Annotated in this window: 21 protein-coding genes; 10 read left to right on the top strand and 11 right to left on the bottom strand. The window is 73.1% G+C overall.

Annotation, left to right across the window (positions count from 1 at the left end; genetic code table 11):
* Position 1 precedes the first annotated feature (1 nt).
* Entirely contained in the window at positions 2 to 1,849 is a 1,848-nt protein-coding gene (locus tag J7462_RS30440; protein ID WP_219469465.1) for a glycoside hydrolase family 15 protein, read from the bottom strand.
* Positions 1,850 to 2,012: 163 nt separating this feature from the next.
* Between J7462_RS30440 and J7462_RS30435 the strand changes: the two genes are divergently transcribed.
* Complete coding sequence (locus tag J7462_RS30435) at positions 2,013 to 2,600, top strand: general stress protein (protein ID WP_219469462.1); 588 nt, start codon at positions 2,013 to 2,015, stop codon at positions 2,598 to 2,600.
* Between the two features lie 251 nt (positions 2,601 to 2,851).
* On the opposite strand, the gene J7462_RS30430 is transcribed toward J7462_RS30435, so the two are convergent.
* Together J7462_RS30430 and J7462_RS30425 are read right to left on the bottom strand one after the other, a co-directional pair.
* Entirely contained in the window at positions 2,852 to 3,043 is a 192-nt protein-coding gene (locus J7462_RS30430) for a DUF397 domain-containing protein (RefSeq protein WP_219469457.1), read from the bottom strand.
* Positions 3,034 to 3,801, bottom strand: a complete 768-nt coding sequence (locus J7462_RS30425) for a DUF5753 domain-containing protein (RefSeq protein WP_219469454.1) — start codon at positions 3,799 to 3,801, stop codon at positions 3,034 to 3,036. Before J7462_RS30425 ends, J7462_RS30430 begins: the two co-directional genes overlap by 10 nt.
* Positions 3,802 to 4,230: 429 nt before the next feature.
* Here J7462_RS30425 and J7462_RS30420 point away from each other — a divergent pair, with 429 nt between their 5' ends.
* Positions 4,231 to 4,512 carry a hypothetical protein gene (locus tag J7462_RS30420; protein ID WP_308291079.1) on the top strand — a complete coding sequence of 94 codons (282 nt, stop codon included), beginning with the start codon at positions 4,231 to 4,233 and terminating at the stop codon, positions 4,510 to 4,512.
* Entirely contained in the window at positions 4,509 to 4,763 is a 255-nt protein-coding gene (locus tag J7462_RS30415; RefSeq protein ID WP_308291078.1) for a flavin reductase, read from the top strand. Before J7462_RS30420 ends, J7462_RS30415 begins: the two co-directional genes overlap by 4 nt.
* Positions 4,764 to 4,813: 50 nt before the next feature.
* Here the strand turns inward: J7462_RS30415 and J7462_RS30410 are convergent, their stop codons facing one another.
* Together J7462_RS30410 and J7462_RS30405 are read right to left on the bottom strand one after the other, a co-directional pair.
* Complete coding sequence (locus J7462_RS30410) at positions 4,814 to 5,410, bottom strand: DUF1684 domain-containing protein (protein ID WP_219469451.1); 597 nt, start codon at positions 5,408 to 5,410, stop codon at positions 4,814 to 4,816.
* Positions 5,411 to 5,825: 415 nt separating this feature from the next.
* Positions 5,826 to 6,353 (bottom strand): GNAT family N-acetyltransferase, encoded by a 528-nt coding sequence (locus J7462_RS30405; RefSeq protein WP_219469448.1) that lies wholly within the window; start codon positions 6,351 to 6,353, stop codon positions 5,826 to 5,828.
* A gap of 135 nt (positions 6,354 to 6,488) precedes the next feature.
* Here J7462_RS30405 and J7462_RS30400 point away from each other — a divergent pair, with 135 nt between their 5' ends.
* The gene (locus tag J7462_RS30400; RefSeq protein ID WP_219469446.1) at positions 6,489 to 6,971 is read left to right on the top strand and encodes a MarR family winged helix-turn-helix transcriptional regulator; all 483 of its coding nucleotides are present in this window, start codon (positions 6,489 to 6,491) and stop codon (positions 6,969 to 6,971) included.
* Positions 6,972 to 6,982: 11 nt separating this feature from the next.
* Positions 6,983 to 7,969: a pirin family protein gene (locus tag J7462_RS30395; RefSeq protein WP_219469443.1), complete on the top strand. Its 987-nt coding sequence runs from the start codon at positions 6,983 to 6,985 to the stop codon at positions 7,967 to 7,969.
* Between the two features lie 181 nt (positions 7,970 to 8,150).
* On the opposite strand, the gene J7462_RS32810 is transcribed toward J7462_RS30395, so the two are convergent.
* Positions 8,151 to 8,279 carry a hypothetical protein gene (locus J7462_RS32810; RefSeq protein ID WP_255597954.1) on the bottom strand — a complete coding sequence of 43 codons (129 nt, stop codon included), beginning with the start codon at positions 8,277 to 8,279 and terminating at the stop codon, positions 8,151 to 8,153.
* 135 nt (positions 8,280 to 8,414) lie between these two features.
* Here J7462_RS32810 and J7462_RS30390 point away from each other — a divergent pair, with 135 nt between their 5' ends.
* Positions 8,415 to 10,004 carry a phospholipase D-like domain-containing protein gene (locus J7462_RS30390; protein WP_219469440.1) on the top strand — a complete coding sequence of 530 codons (1,590 nt, stop codon included), beginning with the start codon at positions 8,415 to 8,417 and terminating at the stop codon, positions 10,002 to 10,004.
* Here J7462_RS30390 and J7462_RS30385 read toward each other — a convergent pair.
* The gene (locus tag J7462_RS30385; protein WP_219469437.1) at positions 9,953 to 10,744 is read right to left on the bottom strand and encodes an acetoacetate decarboxylase family protein; all 792 of its coding nucleotides are present in this window, start codon (positions 10,742 to 10,744) and stop codon (positions 9,953 to 9,955) included. The genes J7462_RS30390 and J7462_RS30385 overlap by 52 nt on opposite strands.
* A gap of 380 nt (positions 10,745 to 11,124) precedes the next feature.
* On the opposite strand from J7462_RS30385, the gene J7462_RS30380 reads away from it, so the two are divergent.
* Positions 11,125 to 11,949 (top strand): SigB/SigF/SigG family RNA polymerase sigma factor, encoded by an 825-nt coding sequence (locus tag J7462_RS30380; RefSeq protein WP_208568961.1) that lies wholly within the window; start codon positions 11,125 to 11,127, stop codon positions 11,947 to 11,949.
* 334 nt (positions 11,950 to 12,283) lie between these two features.
* On the opposite strand, the gene J7462_RS30375 is transcribed toward J7462_RS30380, so the two are convergent.
* The 3 genes from J7462_RS30375 to J7462_RS30365 are packed head-to-tail and all read right to left on the bottom strand — an operon-like array spanning position 12,284 to position 15,074.
* Complete coding sequence (locus tag J7462_RS30375; protein WP_219469434.1) at positions 12,284 to 12,877, bottom strand: N-acetyltransferase; 594 nt, start codon at positions 12,875 to 12,877, stop codon at positions 12,284 to 12,286.
* The gene (locus J7462_RS30370) at positions 12,874 to 14,394 is read right to left on the bottom strand and encodes an APC family permease (RefSeq protein ID WP_219469431.1); all 1,521 of its coding nucleotides are present in this window, start codon (positions 14,392 to 14,394) and stop codon (positions 12,874 to 12,876) included. Before J7462_RS30370 ends, J7462_RS30375 begins: the two co-directional genes overlap by 4 nt.
* Positions 14,395 to 14,447: 53 nt before the next feature.
* Positions 14,448 to 15,074, bottom strand: a complete 627-nt coding sequence (locus tag J7462_RS30365) for a GPP34 family phosphoprotein (protein WP_208569071.1) — start codon at positions 15,072 to 15,074, stop codon at positions 14,448 to 14,450.
* A gap of 142 nt (positions 15,075 to 15,216) precedes the next feature.
* Here J7462_RS30365 and J7462_RS30360 point away from each other — a divergent pair, with 142 nt between their 5' ends.
* From J7462_RS30360 to hrpB, 3 genes are read left to right on the top strand one after another with little or no spacing between them, the layout of a single operon-like run.
* Entirely contained in the window at positions 15,217 to 16,062 is an 846-nt protein-coding gene (locus J7462_RS30360) for a helix-turn-helix transcriptional regulator (protein WP_208568964.1), read from the top strand.
* A gap of 40 nt (positions 16,063 to 16,102) precedes the next feature.
* Positions 16,103 to 16,303 carry a DUF397 domain-containing protein gene (locus tag J7462_RS30355; protein ID WP_208568965.1) on the top strand — a complete coding sequence of 67 codons (201 nt, stop codon included), beginning with the start codon at positions 16,103 to 16,105 and terminating at the stop codon, positions 16,301 to 16,303.
* 25 nt (positions 16,304 to 16,328) lie between these two features.
* On the top strand, positions 16,329 to 18,845 hold the full coding sequence (gene hrpB / locus J7462_RS30350; RefSeq protein ID WP_219469425.1) for an ATP-dependent helicase HrpB: 2,517 nt from the start codon (positions 16,329 to 16,331) through the stop codon (positions 18,843 to 18,845).
* 78 nt (positions 18,846 to 18,923) lie between these two features.
* Here hrpB and J7462_RS30345 read toward each other — a convergent pair whose 3' ends face one another.
* Positions 18,924 to 19,649 carry a PP2C family serine/threonine-protein phosphatase gene (locus J7462_RS30345; protein WP_208568967.1) on the bottom strand — a complete coding sequence of 242 codons (726 nt, stop codon included), beginning with the start codon at positions 19,647 to 19,649 and terminating at the stop codon, positions 18,924 to 18,926.
* Positions 19,650 to 19,799 lie beyond the last annotated feature (150 nt).

Genomic DNA, 19,799 nt, shown 5'->3' with positions numbered 1-19,799 from the left:
CTCAGGTCGACGTCGGCACGATGTCGGTGCCGGTCGTCACGAAATGCGGTCGCTCCGTGGCGAGGTCGCGTCGTCGTTCGGCGACGTCGGTGAGCAAGCCGGCCGCGTTGATCAGGCCGATGTGCGAGAAGGCCTGCGGGAAGTTGCCCACCTGCTCGCCGGTGGCCTGGTCGATCTGCTCGGCGTAGAGGCCGAGGTCGTTGACCCGGCCGGCGAGTTGCTCGAACAGCCGGGTGGCCCGCTCCTGCTCGCCGGCCAGGGCCAGGCAACCGGCCAGCCAGAACGAGCAGATGACGAAACCGGCCGGGTCGCCGTCCCAGCGGCGCAGCAGCCCGTTGCGCGACAGCCGCCGCTCCACCACGTCGATGGTGGAGCGCATCCTCGGGTCGGCGGCGGGCAGGAACCCGACAAGCGGCATGAGCAGCACCGAGGCGTCCAACCGGTCGGAGTCGAAGGCCCCGGTGTACGCGCCGAGCCGGTCGTTCCATCCCCGCCGCAGCACCGCCGCGCGGACCTCGTCGCGGGCCCGCGCCCACCGCCCGATGTCGGCCGGATCGCCGAGGCGAGGACCGAAGCGCACCGCCCGGTCCAACGCCGTCCAGCACTGGACCTTCGACGACACGTAGTGCCGTTCGGCGTCGCGGGACTCCCACATGCCGGAGTCCGGCAGGTGCCAGGCCCGGACCGCCTGGTCGGCCAGGGCCCGCAGCAGGTGCCGTACGTCGGGTGACATCGGGTCCAGGTAGTGCCGCATCAGCCAGGCGGCGTCGAGGATCTCGCCGAGCACGTCGTTCTGCCGCTGGGTCCAGGCGTCGTTGCCGACCAGCACCGGCCGGCTGTCGGCGTAGCCGCGCAGGTGGTCCAGGGAGTGTTCGGTGAGGTCCCGCTCGCCCTCCACGCCGTACATGATCGGCACCCGGCCGTCGTCGATGCGGCCCATCGCCCGCGCCACCCAGGAGAACTGCCGGTCGGCCTCGTCGGGGCAGGCCGACCGCCACAGCGCCTGGAGGGTGAGGCTGAAGTCGCGGACCCAGACGTAGCGGTAGTCGTAGTTGCGGTCGCCACCCAGCTGTTCGGGCAGCGAGGTGGTGGCCGCCGCGACGATCGCGCCACTGGGCTGGTAGGTCATGCCCTGCACCACCATCGCGCTGAGGCGTACCTGGTCGCGGTAGAGACCCTGGTAGTCGTGCAGGTCGGCCCAGGAGCGCCAGCCGGCCACCGCGTCGGCCACCACCCGGTCGGCGGCGGGCAGGGCCGGCTCGCCGCCGCCGTAGGTCGGGGCGTACCCGAGGGTGAACCGCAGGGTGTCCCCGGCCCGGACGGTCGCCCGGCCGACGGCGTCGCCACGGCGGCAGGCCAACGGCACGTCGGAGCGCAGGCTGAGCCGGCACGCGCCGGCACGCGCGTCGATCACCCCGGCGGCGTGGGTCAGGTACGCGGTGACCCGGCCGTACTCGAACCGGGGAGCGAACTCGACGCGTACCGGCACCTCGCCGGAGATCCCCTCGACCAGCCGGGCGAGCACCCGGGGCGAGCGCAGGCCGATGTCGTGCCCGCGTGCGTCCGGTTCCAGCGCCAACGCGTCGGTGACGGCCACCGACCCGGCCCCGGTGTGGAAGACGGTACGCAGCACCAGCGAGTCGTCCAGATAGGAGCGGGTCACCCGCACGTCGTCGCCCTCCGGGGCGATCGACCAGTGCCCGGCCCGGTCGTCGAGGAGCCGCCCGAACACCGACGGGCTGTCGAACCGGGCAGGGCACCACCAGTTGACCGAGCCGTGCCGGTCCACCAGCGCGGCGCTGCGACCGTCGGCAAGGAACCCGTGCTCGCTGATCCGTCCGCTGTCCACGGGCCGGGTTACCCGGGCACCCCGGAGCGCATTCCTCGACCACACCGTCTTCTGTCTGTCCGCCCGTGACCGTCACCCCGGCCGCCCGGCGCGGATTGCCGGAGCTGCCGGCGTTACCTCGGCGGGCCGGCGGGAACGCCGGTCGTTGACGAAGGAGGATGCCATGACCAGAGCAGCGAACCCGACCGCCACTTGGCGACCCGGGATGCCGGGCGGCGACAACCTCCCGTCCGGTCCGGCCGGCCGGCCGGCGACGCCCCCGGGGGACGGGCACGGCCCGCAGGCCGGAGCGCCGGCGGTGACGATCGGCGCGTACCCGGACTATCCGTCCGCGCAACGGGTGGTGGACTACCTGGCGGACAACCGGTTCCCGGTGGAGCACAGCGCGATCGTAGGGACCAACCTCACCCTGGTGGAGACGGTCCTCGGCCGGCTCACCACGGGACGCGCCGCCCTGCTGGGTGCCGGCACCGGCGCGTGGTTCGGGCTGTTCATCGGCCTGTTGTTCGGCATCTTCACGGTCGGCAACTGGCTCGCGGTGATCCTGGTCGGGCTGGTGATCGGCGCGATCTGGGGTGCCGTGTTCGGCGCGGTGGCGCACGCCATGTCCGGCGGCCAGCGTGACTTCACCTCGGCCAGTTCGTTGCGGGCCGGCCAGTACGCGGTGACCGTGGACGCCGGCTTGGCCGACCAGGCGCGGCAGATGCTCGGCCGGATGCACCTGACCCCGACCGGGGCCACCGCCCGCTGACCCGTCCGACCCAGCCGCCGCCCCGACGCGCCCAGCGCCGGGGCGGCGGTCGCGTCGTCGGCCCCTGACCGGGGCGGGCGGCCCGACCACGACAGGCCCGGGGAGCACCCGCCGCTCCGGTCGACGGCGACGGCCACGGCCACGGCCACGGCCACGGCCACGGCCACGGCCACGGCCACGGCGACGGCGAACCGGAGGTGACGATCAGGACGAAAAGGCCCCGGCCGATCGGGGCCTTGAATGTTGTCTGACTAGCGGGACGTCCTCGCGAAGTCCACGAACCCCCGCCACGCGCCCGGCGCGAACGCCAGCGTCCCGCCGTCACGGTCCTTCGTGTCCCGCACCAGGACGACGCCGGGCAGGTTGTCGGCGACCTCGACGCACGCGCCGCCGTTGTCCCCGCTCTTCGTGCTCTTGCGCCACCGCGCGCCGGTCAGGTCCATGCTGCCACCGCTTTCCTGATGAGGTCGAGAGACTGCGACCGGGGTAGGGCCTCGCCGACTATGCGAGCCCACCTACGTTCAAGGCTAGCGATCTCTGCCGCGTCGTCGGTGACGTGTGCGCTGGCCGGACCGTCCTGGTGCGCCATCCGCGCACCGTCCGGCAGCTCGGCCAGGATGAACGGACCGCCCATGCCCAGGTAGATGGGCGTGTCGAGCGGTACGACGTGCACCTGCACGCACGGCAGTTCGGCGCAGGCCGCGAGGTGTTCGCACTGCTCGCGCATCAGCTTGCCGTCGCGGCCTGCGCGCCGCCGGAGGACCGCTTCATCGATCACCGCGACGACGAGCGGAGGCTGCGGCCGGTGGAGGATCGCCTGCCGCTGCATCCGTGCCGTCACCAGTTCGTCGACCTCTTCGGGGGTGGGTGTAGCCAGCGCCAGCGTCGCCCGCGCGTACGCCTCCGTTTGCAGGAGCCCCGGCACCCACGCGAGTTCGAACCATCGCAGCTCGACCGCTTCGCGCTCGATGTCCGCCCATCGTCGGAACCAGACCGGCTCGTGGCGCTTCAGCGCGTCCGGCCAGAGGTCCAGGACGTCGCGGCCCAGGACCGCCGCGACCTTGGCGCGATGCCGGGTCTGCGGGATGCTGCCGTGGCGTGCCCACCTGGCTGCGGTTTTCGGGTCGACCCCGACCTGAGCTGCCAGGCTCTCGGCGGTCTCCCCGGTCTGCGCCATGGCCTCCTTGACTGCCAGATTCATCCCGCTCCCTCCCCCGTTCCGACCGAACGTTCCGAACGTCTGCCTCCATATTGCTACGCGGTGTGTTCGCTCCACAACCCTCGGCAAGGTGGAGCCAGAGCGGCGCCGCCGGTCGGAGGGGAGATCCGCCGGCCGCGCCTGCTGCGGGGGCCGTCTCCTGTGGAGGGGCAGGAGGCGGCCCCCGTTCCATCCACCGCTACCAAGGGGGAACACCGTGCCGGACACGCCGGAGCCCGACAGCCCACCGCCGCCCGAGCCGCACCGCAAGCCTGACGACGACCCACCACCGGCACGCCCGTCGGTGCCCGGCCCGATCGGGCCGTTCATCCCACCATGGCGGGGCCCCGGCCGGCTGGGGAACGCCGTCCCCTGCCACCGCCGGGCCCACTGCCACCGCCGGGCCCCCCGGCTGGAACGGGAGCTGGCCCGGTGACCCCGCACACGATCCGCCCCGGTGACGTGCTCCACCTGACGCGCGCCGCGAGCGTGCAGTTCATCCGGCCGACCACGGTACGGGTCATCCGGGTGCTCACCGACCGGCACACGTACGACTGTTGGTTGTGGATCGACGCCTACGAGCTGGACGCAGCCGGCGACGCGGTCCGGCGGCGGACCCTGTTCCTGATGCCGGCCGGAGCGACACGTCTGGAGCCCGGCCCCCGTCGACCGGCTCCACGCAGGCCGATCCCGGGAAAGGTCGTGGTGGCGTGACCGAGCTGCTTCCCGGCCGGCACACGCCGCTACCACCCACCTGGCTCTGCCGGATCGACGCCCACCCGTGGCCCTGCGGGGAAGCGAAACTCGCGCTCATCGCGGCGTACGCCGACGACCGGCCGGGCCTGCTGACCCTGCTGTCGACGCTCAAGGAGGAAGCCGAAGACCATCTCACGCAGCTCGACGGCGGCAGGCCCGTGGACGCCACCGACCGCTTCCTGACCTGGACATACCAGGCCGGCCGCTGACCTCACCTCTCTCCGAGCGGCGAGGTGGGTGGGGCGGGGACGTGGCAGGGTCAGCGGTCGCGGCGAGGATAGACCAGTTCACCGGCCCGAATCGGCACCTTGACCCGGTTCTCCGGGGGTGCCAGCGGGCAGGCCCAGGTGTCGTCGTACGCGCAGCTGGGGTTGTAGAGATAGTTGGCGTCGAGGCGGACCCGGTGCCCGGGGAGCACGGTGAGTCCCCGCCCGAAGGTGCCCTTGACCGTGTCGGTGAGGTACCGACCGCCGCCGTACGTCTCCCGGCCGCTGGTGCCGTCGCGGACCGGCACGAACAGTCCCCCGCCGTACGCCTCGATCCACCACAGGGTCAGCGGCCCCCACGGGGTCTCGGCGACCGCCACCCGCCGGTAGCGCACCACCCCGTCCGGGCCGCCGGTGTCGATGGTCTCGGTGCCGGAGGCGGGACGCAGCGGGGCCTCGACCACCGCCGCCGGATCCGCCGGGAACCAGCCCAGCCCGGGGAAAGCGGCCCGGTCGGCGGCCGGCAGCGGGCTGGCCGGGTGGCTGCGGAACAACTCGTCCCGGGCGGCCCGGAAGCCGGCCAGGTCGGTGTCGGACAGGTAGAGCGCGGCGGTGCGTTCCCGCCAGTCGAGCACGTCGAGATCGTCCACCCACCGACCCTAACCAGCCGCCGAACCCGACCCACCCCTCTCCCGCCACCCCAGCCGCTCTCCCCTCCCCCACCCTGAGCCGCTCTCCCCCGACCCCCGCACCCTCCCCCGAGCCGCCGTCCCCGGTGATCAAGAGGTTCGCGTCAGTATCGGGCTGAACGATGACGCAAACCTCTTGATCACCGGGGACACCGCCGGGACACCGCGCCGAAGGGGCGGTGATCAAGAAGTTTGAGGCGGAAATCGAGCTCATCGATGACGCAAACCTCTTGATCACGGGACGCTCCACCGGGACACCGCGCCGAGCGGCGGTGATCAAGAAGTTTGAGGCGGAAATCGAGCTCAACGGTGACGCAAAGCTCTTGATCACCCGGGACAGGGCAGGGCCGCGACGGGTGAGCGGGAGCGGAGCGGGTCAGTCGTCGGTGGCGAGGCGGGCGTGCAGGTGTTCGTCGTGCCGGTGGCCGTCGCCGTAGCGGTGCGACTCACGCAGCGTGCCCTCCCAGCGGTAGCCGGCACGGGTGGCGACCCGGCAGGAGGCGGGGTTGTCGACCGCGTGGCACAGTTCGATCCGGTGCAGGTCGAGGTGGGTGAAGGCCCAGCCGGTGAGCGCCCGCAGCGCGCCGGAGGCGACCCCGCGTCCGCGCGCCGGCCCGGCGGTCCAGTAGCCGACGGCGGCGTTGCCGTCCCGGATCTGGTGCACGGAGACCGCGCCGAGCAGCGTCCCGTCGGTGGCGTCGGTGACCGCGACGGAGACGTGGCTGCCGTCGCTGCGGTCGGACCGCCGGGTGATCCACGCGGCGGCCTGCGCCAGGTCGGTCACCCCCTGCCCGTTCCACCGGACGATGTCGGGGTCGACGAGGGCGGCCAACACGGCCGGCGCGTCCGCCGCCCGCCAGGGACGCAGCACCAGGCCGGGTGCGGTGATCTGTACGGGTTCCACCGGGGCAGTCTGCCAGCTCACCGGCCACCCTTTCCTTTCAAATCCTGAATTTCCTCCCGTCAAGGAGAAGTGTCTCGCTGCTCACAGGCACATTAGAGAGCTTGTTTAAATTTGAAGGAGTGCTACTGTTCGGGCATGACGGAGAGCCTGGACAGCGAGCGGATGGCTTGCTGGCGTGCCTACATCGAGGCCAGCCAGCGGCTGTTCACCCAGCTGGAGGACGACCTGCGTGCCGACGGGGAGCTGAGCTTCGCCGACTACCACGTGCTGGTCCTGCTCTCCGAGGCGCCGGGCCAGCGGCTCCGGATGGGTGAGCTGGCCGGCCGGCTGGTCTTCTCCCCCAGCCGGCTCACCTACCAGATCTCCACCATGCAGCGGCGGGGCCTGGTCTCCAGGCAGTCCTGCCCCGGGGACCGTCGGGGCAGTGAGGCGGTGCTCACCGCCGCCGGGTTGCTGACCCTGCGCGAGGCCGCGCCGGGGCACCTCGCCTCGGTCCGCCGGCATTTGATGGACGACCTCGACGACGCCGAGGTCACCACCCTGACCCGGGTCTTCGATCGGCTCGGCCGGCGGCTGCGCGCCGACCGGGACGCGTCGTCCACCCACCGCGACACCTGAGGAGAGCCGAGATGCCCGCGATCACCGTCGACGACGTCCTCGTCCTGCCCCGCCTGCCCCGGCTCGACGAGACCACCAGCTACCGGCCGGTCCGCCGGCTGACCACCGCCCCGAGCGGCTACGAGGGTGAGGGTTTCCCGGTCCGCCGGGCCTTCGCCGGGGTGCCGATGCAGGATCTCGACCCGTTCATCCACCTCGACCAGATGGGCGAGGTGGACTACGCGCCGGGCGAGCCGAAGGGCACCCAGTGGCACCCGCACCGGGGCTTCGAGACGGTCACCTACATGATCGACGGGATCATGGACCACCAGGACTCGCAGGGTGGCGGCGGCACCATCACCGACGGCGACACCCAGTGGATGACCGCCGGCAGCGGCCTGCTCCACATCGAGGCCCCACCGGAGCACCTGGTCGCCAGCGGTGGCCTCTTCCACGGCCTCCAGCTCTGGGTCAACCTGCCTCGGGTGGCCAAGATGATGCCGCCGCGCTACCAGGACATCCGGGGTCGGGAGGCGGCCCTGCTGACCACGCCGGACGGCGGCGCGCTGATCCGGATCATCGCCGGTGAGATCGCCGGGCACCAGGGGCCGGGGTCGACCCACACGCCGATCACCATCGCCCACGTCACGCTGGAGCCCGGTGCCGAGTTGGACCTGCCCTGGCGGGCCGACTTCAACGCGCTGGTCTACGCGCTCTCCGGTCGCGGCACGGTCGGCACCGACCGGCGACCGTTGCAGGGCGGCCAGTTGGCCGTGCACGGTCCGGGCGACGCGCTGCGGGTGACCGCCGCCGGCAAGCAGGATGGCAACACCCCGGGCCTGGACCTCTACATCATGGGCGGAAAGCCCATCCGGGAGCCGGTGGCGCACTACGGGCCGTTCGTGATGAACACCCGCGCCGAGCTGATGCAGGCCTTCGAGGACTTCCAGGCCGGCAAGCTGGGCGTCGTGCCCGCCCAGCGGCTGCCGCACACCGGCGGCCAGGGCGACCGCCCCTGACCGGGCGCACGCCGGTCTGAAGCCGGTGACCCGTCCACGGGCGTCCCGGGACATCCCGGGACGCCCGTTTCGGGCGCGGTGACCGGCGCGAAGGGGAGGCCCTCGTGCGCCGAGGTGTCCTTTTCCCGGTGTCCGTTCCGGTGGACCGGGGCGGGCGGTGGTGGCAGGTGGGTGGCGGCCGTCAGGAGACCGCGAAGATCCCGGCCACCCCGAGAATCACCATGAGCAGCACCGCCAGGATTGCGCCGCGTTCGCTCTCGACCGCCTGCGTACGGTCCTCGGTCGCGGAATTCGTCGTCTCGGCGGGCATTGCGGTGCCTCCTCGGCGTTCGCGGCTCTACGGGGTGCGGTAGGCCACCGTCCGGGCGTCTGTCGTGCTACCCGGAATGCGCATTCGCGGCGGGGGTCCTACCGTGAGGACGTCGTCGACCTCGGGAGGTGGAGCGTGGCGATCGAGGACTGGTTCCTGACCGCTGAGGAACGCGCCAACCCGGTGTCGGGGATACCCGTCTGGACGACCGGAAACCTCGCCGAGCCACTGATTCACGGTGCGGCGTACTTCGACCGCCTGGTCAGCGCGGTGGAGGCCCTCGGCGCGGGTGACCACCTCTTCTTCACCGACTGGCGGGGCGACCCGGACGAACGGATGCGCCCGGACGGCCCGACGGTGGCCCAACTCTTCGCGCAGGCCGCCCAACGTGGCGTGGTGGTCAAGGGGCTGCTCTGGCGCTCCCACCTCGACGCGCTGTCCTACAGCGAGGCGGAGAACCGGGACCTGAGCGAGACGGTCAACGCCGCCGGCGGTGAGGTGCTGCTCGACCAGCGGGTGAGGCGGGGCGGGTCGCACCACCAGAAGCTGGTGGTGCTGCGCCACCCCGACGCGCCGGAACGGGACGTCGCCTTCGCCGGCGGGATCGACCTGTGCCACAGCCGCCGCGACGACGCCGACCACCACGGCGACCCGCAGCCGTTGGCCATGTCGCCCCGGTACGGCCCGCGCCCGCCCTGGCACGACGTGCAGCTCGCCGTCCGGGGGCCGGTGGTCGGTGCGTTGGACACCACGTTCCGCGAGCGGTGGACCGACCCGATGCCGTTGGACTCGGAGAACCCGCTGGCCTACCTGCGGGACCGGCTGCGCGGCTCCGACCTCCGCCCCGATCCGTTGCCCGCCCAGCCGGCCGACCCGCCGCCCTGCGGGCCGCACCGCATCCAGGTGCTGCGTACCTATCCTGCGGTCCGCCCCCGCTACGCGTTCGCGCCGGACGGCGAGCGCACGGTGGCCCGCGGCTACACCAAGGCGGTACGCCGGGCCCGCCGGCTGATCTACCTGGAGGACCAGTACCTCTGGTCGACCGAGGTGGCGGAGCTGTTCGCCGAGGCGCTGCGGGCCAATCCGGACCTGCACCTGGTCGCCGTGGTGCCGCGTCATCCGGACGTCGACGGCGCGTTGGCGCTGCCGCCGAACATGGTGGGCCGGGAGCAGGCGCTGTCGCTGTGTGAGCGGGCCGCCCCGGAACGGGTGCACGTCTTCGACGTGGAGAACCGGGCGGGCGAGCCGGTCTACGTACACGCCAAGATCTGCGTGGTCGACGACGTCTGGGCGAGCGTGGGCAGCGACAACTTCAACCGCCGGTCCTGGACGCACGACAGCGAGCTGTCCTGCGCGGTGCTCGACGACACCCGCGACCCGAGGGCCCCCGCCGACCCGGCGGGTCAGGGTGACGGTGCCCGGGTGTTCGCCCGGGACCTGCGGCTGCGGTTGTGGCGTGAGCACCTGGACCGCGATCCGGACGGGGCCGACGACGTCGACCTGCTGGATCCGGCCGACGCGGTGGCGGCGATCACCTCGACCGCCGACGCCCTGCAACGGTGGTACGACACCGGTCGGCAGGGTCCCCGGCCACCGGGCCGGTTGCGTCCGCACCGGCCCGAGCGGTTGCCCTGGTACACCCGGCTCTGGGCGTTGCCGGCCTACCGGCTGGTCTACGACCCCGACGGCAGGCCGCTGCACGCCCGGCGCAAGGGCACCTGGTGAGCCTCCGAGGCGGTCGGCCCGCTGGACGCGGGCCGGGCGGGTGCGGTGGCTGACGTCGCCGGGGGCGGCGGGGAATACCGGGTCAGTCCGCCCGGGTAGGCGAACGAGGTACGCGGGGCGTAGCAGCCACCGACGATGAGCAGGGGGTTCTCCGGGCGCAGCGCGTAGCTCGGGTGCACCGGGTCGAAGAACTCGACCGACTCGATCTCGAAGGGGCTGACCGGCTCCGACACGTACGGGTAGACGCCGCTGACCAGGTCGCCGTCGCGGAGGGTGAAGTAGCGGTGGTGTCCGGCGCGTATCTCGTGGCCGGTCTGGCCGACCCGGGCCCGGGTCCGGATCAACGGGGCGCCGCCGATCTCGGTGTCGGCGACCAGCACGTCACCGCGTACCCGCAGGGTGGTGCGCCCCAGCACGGCGGGGGCGCCCCGGGCGGCGGCGTAGTCACGCACCCGGGGGCTGCAGGTGACGTAGTGGGTCCACCAGCCGCCGGGGGTCACCCCGTCGGGCGCGTCGACCCCGGCGAGGGCCACCCCGAGGTAGGTGAGCGTGTAAGCGCCGAAGCCGGAGGTCTGGGCGGCGTCCTCGACGACCTGTTGGTTCATGAAGACCTGGCGGTCGGGCCGGGGGCGCAGGCCCGGGGGGACCAGGGCGGCGACCGCGTCCGGGTCGGCCGGCAGCCAGCTGAAGTGCAGCGTCCGGCTGTCGACGACGAGTTGCGGGTCCGCGGGGTCGAGCACGGTGTTTCCTCCGTACGGGGTGGTCCCCGCGACGGTACGGGCGGGCTCGGCGGCGGGACAAGGACGGAAACCCGACACGGCACCGTGGTGTCGGGCTCCCGGTCGACGGACCGGTCCACCGGTGGGCCGGGCGGGGCGACCCGGCGGGGCCGTGCCGGCTCCGGTCCCCGGATCGGACGACGTTGCGTGGTGGGGATCACCGTCATCGGTAATCTATGACCGTTTCGGGGCTTTGGTGAAGCAAAATCACTTAAGTACATCAGCCTTTCGGCTAGATTTCCCTTCACCGATCAGGCTATGGTGGCTTCCGAACGGCCCATCTGAAGCTAAACCAAAGCGTCACGCCTTTTTCCGCGGACGAGGTGCAGGGAGGACCACCAATGACCGCGTCAACCATGAGCGAGCAGGCGACCACCACGCCGACCACCACCGAGAAGCTCGACCCGCGCGCCCTCACCGACAGCGCCGCCGACCTGCTGAACGCGATGGCCGCACTGCCCGCCAACCACCCGTCGCGGGCCGCGCTGCGGGACCGGGCGATCGAGGCCTGGCTGCCGCTGGCCAACCACCTGGCCCACCGCTACAGCGGCCGGGGCGAGCCCACCGACGACCTGGCCCAGACCGCCGCCGTCGGCCTGATCAAGGCGATCGACAAGTTCGACCCGACGCGCGGTGTCGACTTCGCCGGCTACGCCATCCCGACCATCATCGGTGAGCTGAAGCGGCACTTCCGCGACCGCACCTGGGACATCCGGGTGCCCCGTCGGCTCCAGGAGCTGCGGCTGGCCATCTCCGACGCCAACAGCTCGCTGCTGCAGACCCTCGGCCGCTCGCCGACGGTCGCCGACATCGCCGCCCACCTCAAGATCACCGAGGAGGAGGTCCTGGAGGGCCTGGAGGGTGCCCGCGCCTACAACGCGGTGTCGCTGTCCACCCCGACCGGCGACGGCGACCGGGCCACCGAACTGGGCGACATGCTCGGCGGCGAGGACAACGAGTTCGAGCTGGCCGAGCTGCGGGTCGCCCTCGGCCCCGCGCTGGCCACCCTCGACGAGCGCGAGCAGAAGATCCTCACCCTGCGCTTCTACGGCAACCTGACCCAGTCGCAGATCGCCGACCAGATCGGCGTCTCGCAGATGCACGTGTCGCGGCTGCTCGCCCGGGCCCTGACCAAGCTGCGCGGTCAGCTCGACGGCACCTACTAGGGGGTGGCGGCGGTCACCGACCCGGCGGGTCGGTGACGGCCACGACCACGAGGCCCGGCCGGCGGTTCGCCGGCCGGGCCTTCCCCATGTCCGGAGCCGCCGTGCCCGACCCCGCAACCCCGTGGCCCGACCCGCAACCGCCGTACCCGACGTAGGAAGCGCCGTGCCCGGCTCCGCAACCGCCGTACCCGACGTAGGAAGCGCCGTGCCCGGCTCCGCAACCGCCGTACCCGACGTAGGAAGTGCCGCGCCCGACTCCGCGCGGCGTGGCTCCGAAGCGGAAAAGCCGTGGCCCCGACGCGCGTGCGTCGGGGCCACGGTCTCGTCGGTCCGGTCAGCCGGCCGCCGGGTCCCGCCACATCGGATAGAACGGCGTGCCGTCCGGCAGTCGGAAGACCTCCCGCAACCGGTAGCCGTGCCGGGCGTAGAGGTCCCGCCCGGCCTCACTGCTCGCCTCCAGGTAGCCGGGCACCCCATGGTCGTCCAGCCAGGCGTGGTGGTGCCGCAGCAGCGCGGTACCCAGCCCCTGGCCCTGCCGCCCCGGCCGGACGGCCAGCAGCGCCAGGTGGTGGTGGTCGGGATGCGGATGGTTGGCCGCGAACAGCTCGTCGAGGTGCTGGAACCGGGGGGTCCACTCACCACAGGCGGCGGCCAGCCGGTCGTCGTAGTCCACCGGGGCCGGCGAATCGCCACCGACCTGCGGCAGCCAGACCGCCACCCCGTCCCGGTCCGCGGTGCCGAAGACCAGGCCGTGCCGCATCGCGTGGTCGACCAGGATCTCGAAGTTGTCGGCGAAGACGGCCTCCCGCTTCGCCTCGTCCGGCACCAGCCACCGGGTCGCCGGGAGCACCAGGAACGCCTCGGCGATCCGCTCGGCGACGAGCCGGGTGTCGGCGGCGTCGAGTCGCTCGACGGTGACCGTGTTCACCGCCGGGCCTCCACCGGCACCGGGCCGTCCACCGGCGGGTCGAACAGTGAGGTCGCCGCGCTCTCCGCGCCGCGCCCGATCCGGGCGTAGACATCGGGACGGTTGGACCGCAGCACCATGCCCCAGAGGAAGCCGATCAGCGCGGCCACCGGGTAGACCCCCGGGATGATCCAGCGCAGCGGCGAGTCCGGCGCGACGCCGAGCAGGGTGGCGAAGTTCGTCACCGCCACCGCGACGACGGCCGCCAGCGCGACGGTGGCCAGTGCCGGGGCGATCGCCCGCCGCCAGAGCGACTCCGAGGTGTCGGACCGGGCGAAGTAGACGATCACGGCGACGCTGGTGGTGGCGATCAGCAGCAGTACGCCGAAGCCACCGCCGGTGCCGGCGTAGTAGAAGAGCTGCACCACCGGGTCCCAGCCGTTGACCGCGTACAGCACGATCACCAGCAGGCCGAGCAGGCTCTGCGCCAGCGACGCCACCCGGGGTGCCCCGGTTCGGGGCGAGGTCTGCCCGAAGGCGGCCGGCAGCACCCGCTCCCGGCCCAGCGCGAAGGCGTACCGGGCGGTGGTGTTGTGGAACGAGATCATCGCGGCCAGCACCGAGGTCATGAAGAGCGCCTGGCCGATGGTGACGGCGGTGTCGCCGAGGTGCGCGGCAGCCAGGTTGAAGATCAGTTCGATGCTCTGCTCACCGGCGGCGGCGGAGATGTTCTCCGGCCCCACGGCCACGGTCATCGACCAGGAGGAGAGGGCGTAGAGCCCAGCGATGATCGCCACCGAGAGGTACGTCGCCAGCGGCACCGTCCGCTTGGGGTCCTTGCTCTCCTCGCTGAACACCACCGAGGACTCGAACCCCACGAAGCCGGTCATGGCGAGCACCAGCAGCGCACCCGCCCCCGGCACCAGCAGGTTGGACGGGGCCAGCGCGGCGAAGCTGGTCGTGCCGCCCGCCGGGTTGCTGAGCTGACCCAGGTCGAACACGACGATCACCACGATCTCGGCGATCAGCAGCACCGCCAGGACCTTGCCGTTGACGTCCACCCGCAGCAGGCCGAGGAAGGCGACCAGCGCCCAGGCCACCAGGGCCACCACGGCCCAGTGCGGCTCGACGCCGAAGAGGGTGCCGAGCACCGGCGCGGCGGCGGCGCCGATGGCGCCGTACAGACCGACCTGGAGCGCGTTGTACGCGATGAGGGCGACCCAGGCCGCGCCGACGCCGGCCGGCCGGCCGATGCCACGCGCGACGTAGGCGTAGAACGCGCCGGCGTTCTCCACCCGGCGGGCCATCGCCACGTAGCCGACGGAGAAGAGCGCCAGCACGGCGCCGACGGCGAGGAAGGCCAGCGGCATCCCGGTGATGCCGGTGACCGCGTAACCGGTGGTGACCACGCCGGCCACCACGGTCAGCGGGGCGGCGGCGGAGAGCACGAAGAAGATGACCGACGGCACGCCGAGGCGGCCACGGGCCAGGGCGTCACTGACGTTGCTTGGTCGTACGACTGTCGGATGGGGGGGCATGGGGCTGCTCCGGAAGAGGGGGAGATGAGGGGGAAGGTGGTGGCGCGGCGAGATCAGGGGATGCCGCGCAGCACCGCGGCGCCGACCGCGGCCTCGGTGTGCACGACGAGTTCCTTCAGCGGCGGAGGCAGCGACTGGACGAGGGTGGCCAGTCGGTGGTGGGCGCGCGGGCCGGCGCTCCACAGCACCTCGCGGGTCAGCCCGGCGGCGGCCACCAGCCCGAGCAGCGTGGTGTCCGACACCAGGGGCTGCTCCGGCCGCTCGACCAGGGCCCGCAGCCGGGTCGCCGGCCAGGCTGCGGCGTTGAGGTCGATCGGCAGGTAGCTGACCGTGGTCCGCAGCAGCCGGCGGTTCTCCTGCCGGCGCAGCACCCCGGCACGGGCCAGCCGCTCCCCCACCGAGGTGGTGGACGACTGGGCCAGGAAGGCGAGCCAGGTGCGCACCGCCTGGTGCTGCGACTCACCGATCAGTTGGTCGAGCACGGTGTGGGCCAGCGCGTCGGCCGGGGGACGCCGGTCGATCACGCTGACCAGTCCACCCGAGACGGTGATCTGTCCGAAGAGGATCAACTCGGCCAGCAGACCGGCGGCGAGACCGAGGCCGGTGGCGCTCGGATGCAGCTTGGCCTTGCCCCGGCTGTCGTTGTGCGCAATCAGAAAAAACTCGTCGGCGATCAGCAAACGAGCCTCCAACGCATTGTCCACAGGTGATCCACGCCGGGTGACAGGATGCCCCCAGACCTCCAGCTTTGCAACTCCCAGATTCGATGGTTGCACTCCGTACTCATGCGACCTGCGGATCTTGTCGTGACAGACTCGGAGGGTGACTGCCAGCCCCACCGTTCGCCGCCGCCGCATCGCCCGTGAACTCCGCCAACTGCGGGAACGCGCGGGCATGACGCTCGACGTGGCCGCCCGCCAACTCGACATGTCCAAGAGCAACCTGTCCCGGATCGAGAACGCGCAGATCGGGATCAAACCCCGTGACGTCCGCGCCGCCCTGGCCCTCTACGAGGTGACCGGCGTCGATGCCGAGGCGCTCATCGAGATCGCCCGGGGCGCGCAGCAGCGCGGCTGGTGGCAGAACTACAGCGACGTGCTGCCGGAGTGGTTCGAGTTCTACGTCGGCCTCGAGGCGGAGGCGGAGAGCCTGCGCACCTACGAGGCGGAGTCCGTCCCCGGCCTGTTGCAGACCGAGGCGTACGCCCGGGAGATGTTCCGCCGTACGGCCGGCGAGGAGGGGTTGGAACGCAAGGTGGCCGCCCGGCTGCGCCGGCAGGAGGTGCTGCACCGGGAGTCTCCCCCGGTCGAGCTGTCGGTGGTGCTCAACGAGGCGGTGCTGTTGCGCCCGGTGGGCGGACCGGCCGTCATGGCGGAGCAGCTGACCCACATGGCCCGGATCGCCCAGTCACCGAACGTGACATGCCACGTACTTCCGTTCGCGTCCGGCGGGCACCCGGCGATGAGCACTCCGTACGTGATCATCACGTTTGCCGACGCGGCCGACAATTCCGTGGTTTACCTGGACAATCTCACGCTGGGTCTGGCGCTGGAGGAAGCGGGACACGTGCGCGGGTATACCCTTGTGCACGAGGAGCTGTGCCGGATGGCACTGGATCCGGCGGCGTCTTTGGCCCGCCTGGAGGAGGCTGCTCGTCACTTTGCGTGATCGCATTGCGGCACGCCCGGGGGGAACGGAAGGTATGGGAATGCAGGCGCTGCCTCTGTCCATGATGGACTGGCGGACCAGCAGCCGCAGCAGCGGCAACGGTAACTGTGTGGAGATCGCCACCACCGACGACCGGATCGCGGTGCGCGACAGCAAGGACCGGTGCGGTCCCGCGCTGGTCTTCTCCGCCCACGCCTGGACAGCCTTCGTCACCGGCATGGAGGCGGTACGACCGGGCTGACCCCCGGCGTGCCACAGTGGCAGCCGTGCTCCGTGACGTACCACTCGACCTGCCGGTCCGGCCGGCGCTGCCACCGCTGCTGCGGGCGCTGACCGGCACCGGCAGCGCGGTCCTGGTGGCCCCGCCCGGCACCGGCAAGACCACCCTCGCGCCGCTCGCGGTGGCCGACGGGGTGCCCGGTCGGGTGCTGGTCGCCCAGCCCCGCCGGGTGGCCGCCCGCGCGGCGGCCCGACGGATCGCCGACCTGCTCGGCGAGCGGGTCGGCGACCGGGTCGGGTACGCCGTGCGCGGCGACCGCCGGGTCGGCCCGGCCACCCGGATCGAGGTGGTCACCACCGGCCTGCTGGTCCGCCGGTTGCTGCGCGACCCCGAGCTGCCCGGGGTGGACGCGGTGCTGCTCGACGAGTGTCACGAGCGGCAGCTCGACGCGGATCTCGCGTTGGCCTTCACCGTGGAGGCCCGCGCGGCGCTGCGGCCCGAGCTGTGGCTGGTGGCCATGTCGGCGACCCCGGAGGCGGACCGGTTCGCCGCGTTGCTCGGCGGCGACACGCCGGCCCCGGTGGTCCGCGCCGACGCCGCCCTGCACCCGGTCGCCCGGGTCTGGACGCCGCCGCCGCGCCCGGTCGCGCCGCCGGGCGCGGGACGGGTCGATCCGCTGCTGCTCGACCACGTCGCCGCCACCGTCCGGCGGGCCCTGCACGAGCAGGACGGCGACCTGCTGGTCTTCCTGCCCGGGGCGGGCGAGATCGGGGCGGTGGCCCGCCGGTTGGCCGACCTGACCGACCGGGTGGCCGTCCTGCCACTACACGGGCGGCTGCCCGCCGCCGCACAGGACGCCGCGTTGCGCCCGGCCGCACGACGTCGGGTGGTGCTCGCCACCTCCGTCGCGGAGAGCAGCCTGACCGTGCCCGGGGTCCGGGTGGTGGTCGACGCGGGCCTGGCCCGGGTGGCCCGCACCGACCTGTCCCGGGGGCTGGGCGCACTGGTCACCGTGGCGGTGTCCCGGGCCGCGGCGACCCAGCGGGCCGGGCGGGCCGGCAGGCAGGCCCCGGGGGTGGTCTACCGTTGCTGGTCCGAGGCCGCCCACGGCCGGCTCGCCGCCCAGCCCGAGCCGGAGATCGCCACCGCCGACCTGACCGGCTTCGCCCTGGACCTGGCCGCCTGGGGCAGCCCCGACGGCGTCGGCCTGGCACTGCCCGACGCACCGCCGCCCGCCGCGCTGACCGTCGCCCGGGAGACGTTGACCAGCCTCGGCGCGATCGACGCCGACGGTCGGGTGACCGCCCGGGGACGGGCCATCGCCGCCACCGGCACCCACCCCCGGCTGGGTCGCGCCCTGCTCGACGGCGCCGCCCGGGTCGGCCGGGACCGGGCCGCCGAACTGGTCGCCCTGCTCGCCGAGGACGGACTGGCCGGGCGGCACGACGACCTCACCGCCGGGTGGCGGCGGCTGCGCGACGACACCGATCCCGGTGCCACCGCCCGCTGGCGTGCGGAGGTACGCCGGCTGCGCGCCGCCCTGCCCGCCACCACCGAGCGGGGCGACGTCGGCGCACGGCTGCCGGACGACCTGGCGGCGGGGCTGCTGGTGGGGCTGGCCTATCCGGAGCGGCTGGCCCGGCTGCGCCGGGCCGGCGGGACGTCGTACCTGATGGCGGGTGGGACCGGGGCGGAGCTGGCGGCCGGGTCGGCGCTGGCCGGGACGGGCTGGCTGGCCGTCGCCGTCGCCGACCGGTCGCCGGGCGCACCGACCGCCCGGGTCCGGTTGGCCGCCCCGGTCGACGAGGCGACCGCCCGGGAGGTCGGCGGTCCGCTGCTGACCGAGGTACGCGAGGTCGGCTGGGTCGACGGCGACGTGCTGGCCCGGCAGGTGGCCCGGCTCGGGGCGATCGAGCTGGTCAGCCGCCCACTGGCCCGGCCGGCGTCGGAGCTGCTGGCCGCCGCCCTCGCCGACGGGCTGCGCCAGGTGGGCCTGGACCTGCTGACCTGGACCCCGGCGGCCCGGACGCTGCGCCAGCGGCTGGCGTTCTGCCGGCAGGCGTTGGGGGCGGACTGGCCGGAGGTCTCCGACGCCGCGCTGCTCGCCGCCGCCGACCGGTGGCTCGGGCCGGAGCTGGCCGCCGCCCGTCGCCGTGCCGACCTGGCCCGGATCGACGTGACCGGGGCGCTGCGTCGGCTGCTGCCCTGGCCGCAGGCGGGCCGGCTGGACGAGCTGGCCCCGGAACGCATCGAGGTGCCCAGCGGCTCCCGGGTCCGGGTCGACTACGCCGATCCGGCGGCGCCGGTGCTGGCGGTGAAACTCCAGGAGACGTTCGGCTGGGCGGACGCGCCCCGGCTGGCCGACGGTCGGGTGCCGGTGCTGCTGCACCTGCTCTCCCCTGCGGGCCGGCCGGTCGCGGTCACCGCCGACCTGGCGTCGTTCTGGCGCACCGGCTACCCGCAGGTGCGCGGGGAACTACGCGGGCGCTATCCGCGCCATCCCTGGCCGGAGGACCCGACCACGGCCACCCCGACCCGGCACACCACGCACCGCCGACGCTGAGCCGACGCACCGCCGGACGACGCCGGGCCGACGCACCGCCGGACGACGCCGAGCCGACGCCGCAGGGCGGCGGAGCTGTCACTCGTCGACGACGTCGGCGATGAGCACGGTGATGTTGTCGGGGCCGCCGGCCCGCAGCGCCAGGTCGATCAGGCGGCGGGCGCACGCCTCCCGGTCGGGGGTCTCCCGGAGCACCTCGGTGAGGGTCTCCAGGCGGACGACGTTGGAGAGGCCGTCGCTGCACAGCAGCCAGCGGTCACCGGCCCGGGGCACCATCGTCGCGTACGACGGGGAGACCTGCTCGCCCTGCAACGCCTGGGTGACCACGGCCCGCCGGGGGTGGCTGGACGCCTCCTCGGGGCTGATCACGCCCTGGTCGACCAGCATCTGGACGAAGGTGTCGTCCCGGGTGACCTGCTTGAGGGTGCCCTCGCGGAACAGGTAGGCCCGGGAGTCACCGACGTGCGCGAGCGCCAGGCAGCTGCCCGTGCGGGAGAAGAGCAGGGCGGTCAGTGTGGTGCCCATGCCCTGCCGCTCCCGGTCCTCCTCGACCGCCTGGTGGATCCGCGCGGTGGCCAGCTCGATGCCGGTCTGCAACGCCGCCACCAGGGCGTCCTCGGGGGTCTCCACGTCCAGTGGGGCGACCGCGTCGATGGCGATCCGGCTGGCCAGGTCGCCGGCCGCCATCCCGCCCATGCCGTCGGCGACGGCGACGAGCCAGGCACCGGAGTGCAGGGCGTCCTGGTTTCCGCTGCGGATCAGCCCACGGTCGCTCGTCCCGACGGAACGAAGCTTCAGGGTCATGGGTGGCAGCCTGCCAGGCGGAGGGCGTTGTTGTCTCTAGGAGATCAGGACGACTGCGCGTGGCGCGGCGAATCTCACTACCGCAGGCGTCGATCCGGACGGCTGCGACCAGCCCGAAGGTCATCCAGTCGAATCGATTGACAGGGACGA

Source organism: Micromonospora sp. RL09-050-HVF-A (assembly GCF_019374995.1).
GTDB classification, from domain to species: Bacteria; Actinomycetota; Actinomycetes; order Mycobacteriales; family Micromonosporaceae; genus Micromonospora; species Micromonospora antibiotica.
The sequence above is the reverse complement of the archived record's forward strand: the minus strand, read 5'-3'. Positions and strand labels throughout refer to the sequence as shown.